At 69.7% G+C, this 3,943-nt stretch carries 2 protein-coding genes; both read right to left on the bottom strand.

The window, feature by feature from the left end; genetic code table 11:
• Nucleotides 1-68: 68 nt before the first annotated feature.
• Nucleotides 69-2,966, bottom strand: a complete 2,898-nt coding sequence (locus D183_RS0114040) for a TonB-dependent receptor (protein WP_017909559.1) — start codon at nucleotides 2,964-2,966, stop codon at nucleotides 69-71.
• A 266-nt stretch (nucleotides 2,967-3,232) separates the two neighbouring features.
• On the bottom strand, nucleotides 3,233-3,943 hold a 711-nt coding region (locus D183_RS24830), incomplete at its 5' end, for a FecR family protein (RefSeq protein WP_017909558.1).

Genomic DNA, 3,943 nt, shown 5'->3' with positions numbered 1-3,943 from the left:
TGGGCGACCGCGGCGATGCAGGCCGCGGGCGCCGGCGGACTGCCGCGCGTGGGCGGCAGCGCGGCGGATCAGAAACGTGCGCGCAAGCCCACCGACCAGGTGCGGCCGTAGTCGGTGTAGCCGCCGAACAGGCGGTCGCCGACGTACTGGCGCTGCACCGCACCGGTGAGATTGATCGCGTTGACGAACACCGACAGGGTGTCGTTGACCTTCCAGGCCACGTTCGCGTCGAGGCTGCCGAACTTGTCGCTGTTGAGCGTGGCGACGTTGGCGGTGCCGACCGCGTTGACGATGTCGTCGCTCCAGCCATAGCTCACCCGCGCCATCAGCGGCCCCTTCTCGTAGAACAGCACCGCGTTGTAGGTGTTCTTGGCCACGCCTTCGAGGCTGTCGGTGAAGGTGCGGCTGCCGTCGCGATAGGTGGCCTCGCTGTCGGTCCAGGTGTAGTTGAGCTGCATGCCCAGCCCGTCCAGCGGCGCCGGCAGGCCGGCGAAGACCTGCTGGTAGGCGACTTCCACGCCCTTGACGCTGGCCTGGCTGCCGTTGGTCTTGGACGAGAGCAGGTAGGTCTGGCCCTGGTACTGCAGGTTCGACATCTGGGTCTGGATGAAGCGCGAGATGTCCTTGTAGAACACGCCGCCGGTCAGCGCCGAGGTGCCGTCGATGTACCACTCGAAGGTCAGGTCGTACTGCCAGGCCTCGAACGGGCGTAGCGACGGATTGCCGCCGCTGGCGGTGAGGATCTCGCCGCTGGAATTGAAGGTGAGCTTGGACGACAGGTCGGTGAGGTCGGGACGGGTGATGACCTTGGCCGCGGAACTGCGCAGCACCATGTCCTCGCGCACGTCCCAGGCCGCGTTGAACGAGGGCAGTGCGTTGCTGTAGCTGCGTTCGAAGTGCACCGGTTGCGCGCTGCCGTTGACGTCGGCATGGCCGTCGGTGGTCTGCTCGGTGCGCACCAGGCGCACGCCGAGGTTGCCGCGCAGCGCGCGGCCGGCCAGGTCGCCGCCGAAGTCGGCCATCGCATAGGCCGAGCCGATCTTCTCCTTCACCTCGTAGGAGTTCTGCAGGTCGGCGCTGTTCGGCGTGTTGACCAGGTCCGCGGCGGTCGGCCAGGTACCGAAGAAGCGCGATTCGATCGGCGCCAGCCACTGCCGGGGCAGGTTGCCGTTGGCGTCGGTCAGCATGTCGTCCACCGGCAGCGCGGTGAAGTTGCCGGCCGGGAAGCGCACCCCGGCGATGCTGGTCAGCAGCAGGTCGGCGCGATCGTAGGTGCGCGAGCGCTGCCGGTACTTGGCGCCGAACTTGAGCTCGCGAAAGAAGCCGTCGCCGAGCGCGCGCTTGGCGTCGAACTGCAGCGCGTCCTCCTTGTCGCGCGCATCGATCTCGCGCCACTCCAGGCGCCGGCCGGCCACGCTGGCCGGGTTGGTCGGGTCGAAGCCGTTGGTGAAGCGCCAGTCGGGCACGTCGTCGCCATCGGCCTGCGGCATGTCCACGCGCATCGACAGGTTGGTGCCGCTGCGCAGGCGCGTGCGCCGGATCGGATCGGAGTCGTAGCTGTGCGCCTGCGAGTGGAACGCCACCGCGCCCAGCGTCCACGCATCGCCGCTCCAGGTGCTGGACAGGCGCGCGCTGCGGTTGTCGTCGGTGATGCCGGATGTCTCGCGCGAGATCTGCACCTGGCCGTTGCGGTAGTCGAAGCCGGCGACGCCGCCGTGCGCCACGCGCAGGTTGCTGAGCTTGGCGAGGCTGTCGAAGCCCACGCCCAGGCTGTATTCGTCGTAGTGCACGGTCTGCTTGGCGTAGAGCAGGTCCAGGTTGGTTTCCCAGGCCGCGCTCGGTTTCCACTGCAGCGAGGCGGCGATGCCGGTGCGTTCGCGCTGCTCCAGTTCCAGCGTCGGGCGCAGGCCGGTGGGCACGTAGTTGGCGCCAGGCACGCCCGGCACGCCGTCGCGGTAGTAGTCCCAGCTCACTTCGTTGACCCGGTCCTGGCGCAGGCTGCGCTGCGCGTAGGCGCCGGACAGCAGCAGGCCGAAGGTGCCGTCGGCGTTGACCCAGTTGAACAGGCCGGACACGCGCGGGTCGTTGGCGTGGGTGCGCTGCGCCTGGCTCGACTCCAGCGACACGTTGGTGAGCGTTTTACCCAGTTCCAGCGGGCGGAAGGTGCGCACGTTGACGATGCCGCCGATCGCGCCTTCGTCCAGGTCCGCGGTGGGGCTCTTGATCACCTCCAGGCCGGCGACCAGTTCCGCCGGCAGGGTGTCGTAGCGGAACTGGCGGCCGGTCTGGCCGGAGGTACGTACGTTCTCGTTGACCGCCATGGTCTGGCCGTTGAGCGTGGTCACCTGGAAGTTGGGGCCGAGGCCGCGCACGCGCACGTACACGCCTTCGCCGCGGTCGCGCACGATCGACACGCCGGGCACGCGCTGCAGCGCTTCGGCCACGTTCTGCGCCGGCAGCTTGCCGATGTCCTCGGCGGCGATCACGTCGACCACGCTGTCGGCGTAGCGCTTCTCGCGCAGCGCGGCGCTGAGGCTGCCGGCGTAGCTGCCGAGCACTTGGATGCTGTCCAGTTGCTTGACCGGCGCATCCGCCGACGCCACCGGTGCCGGCGTCGGTGCGGCGGTCATCGCGGCCGGCGCGGTGCTGGCGGTCTCGGCCGGCGCGCTCGCTGCCTCGATCGTCACCGTGGTCGGGGTGAGGAAACGGTAGCGCAGGCCGGTGCCGTCGAGCAGTTGCTGCAGCGCCTGTTCTGGCGCCGCGCCAGCGCGGCTGCCATGGGTCTGCGGGTTGCCGGTGCTGCCGGCGGCATAGACGAACTGCAGGCCGGTCTGCCGCGACAGCGCATTGAGCGCGCGGGCCAGCGGCTGCGCGGGAATCGCCTCGACCGCGATGGGCGCGGTCTGCGCACCGGCGACGCCGGCGTGCAGGGCGAGGGCGATGGAAAGGAACAGGGTGCGGCGCATCGTCGGGTCCTGTGAGAGCGGGGGTGGTGGTGCGCGCGGCATCGCCCATGGGCGTTTGCCTGCGCTGTCCCCGGACTACGAGGCGCGACGACGAAGATCGGGCACCGTTTTTCGATGAATTTTCTGTGACACGTGCGTGGGGGTGCTGGCTTCGCGTGCGCGCGCGGATGCGTGCGTGCACGATGCATGTGACGCGCTGATGGCGTGCCGGCCGTCTGGTTTGAAGGATGCGTGCGTCGCGCAGTGCGCGCGACGCAGTTGCCGGGCTACTGCAGGCGCGCCTGTGTCGGCGTGCGGCTGCGCACGTGGATGCCGTCGGCGCTGGTGCGCACCTGCAATGTCGGCTGCGCATCCAGGAAGGCGCGCAACGCGGCGACGTCGTCGCCACGCAGGTTGCCGGTCAGTCGCATCGCCCCGGCATCGGCGTCGTCGATCAGCAGGCGGGTGCGGTTGAGTCGGTTGAAATCCTCGGCGACATTGGCCAGCGGTTCGTCGCGGAACACGATGCGGTGTTGCCACCACGCGTGCATCGCGGCGACGTCCTCGTTGCCCAGTTCGACCCGGCCATCGGCGGTGTCGATGCGCGCGCTCTGGCCGGCGCCGAGATCGGCCAGCATGGGTTGTTGCGGACGGTCCTGGCGCCACACGTGCACGCGTCCGGCCGAGACCTCGATGCGCGCCTGGTCGGGGTGCAGGGCGATGTCGAAGGTGGTGCCGATATCTTCCACGCGCAGGCCCCCGGCCTGCACCTGCAGCGGGCGCCGGTCGGCGGCGACCACGAAACTGGCCTGGCCCTGCAGCAATTGCAGCTTTCGGCCCCAGGGGGTCAGCGTAGCGCGTACCTGGGTCTGCGCATTGAGCCGCACCGTGCTGCCGTCGGCCAGTTGCACGCTGCGTTGTTCGCCGAGCGCGGTGCGGTAGGTCTGGCTGCGCGGCCAGGCCCAGCCGACCAGCACCGCCACCGCGCACACCGCGGC

The organism is Xanthomonas sp. SHU 199, from assembly GCF_000364665.1.
Lineage (GTDB): Bacteria > Pseudomonadota > Gammaproteobacteria > Xanthomonadales > Xanthomonadaceae > Xanthomonas_A > Xanthomonas_A sontii.
This window is presented reverse-complemented; position numbering and strand designations above follow the sequence as displayed.

Coding starts and splice junctions, on each gene's coding strand:
- D183_RS0114040 (WP_017909559.1), bottom strand. CDS start 2,966: ATGCGCCGCACCCTGTTCCTTTCCATCGCCCTCGCCCTGCACGCCGGC.